At 50.5% G+C, this 303-nt stretch carries 1 protein-coding gene; it reads right to left on the bottom strand.

Annotated features, from left to right (window positions below; genetic code table 11):
- Nucleotides 1-52: 52 nt before the first annotated feature.
- On the bottom strand, nucleotides 53-303 hold a 251-nt coding region (locus SB660_RS19715), incomplete at its 5' end, for a hypothetical protein (protein ID WP_410583951.1).

The raw sequence follows: 303 nt of genomic DNA, 5'->3' as shown, positions 1-303 counted from the left end.
CAATATAGCCCAAGTCGAATGGGTAGAGACGGAGCAGACGGAAATTCCTTTCTTAAACGTAGAGCGTCATATACCGGGCCATATCTTCTATACGCGATACAGACTTTATCAGAATGGCGTCGATGTTTCCGGCGGCGCCCCAATCAGCGTTTTCACTATAGGCGAAGAGGTGTCGACGGGTCGCGAAGAAGATCACGAAGAAACGTTCCTCCCGCACATCCCGGTCTTTCACATTCCGTACAAGTCTATCGATGACAGTTATTTCGGTATTGGCGGGTTGGAGAAGATCGAAACGGCGCTCGC

It is taken from the genome of Bacillus sp. SIMBA_005 (assembly GCF_046535585.1).
In the GTDB taxonomy this organism is placed as follows: Bacteria; Bacillota; Bacilli; order Bacillales; family Bacillaceae; genus Bacillus; species Bacillus pumilus.
The sequence above is the reverse complement of the archived record's forward strand: the minus strand, read 5'-3'. Positions and strand labels throughout refer to the sequence as shown.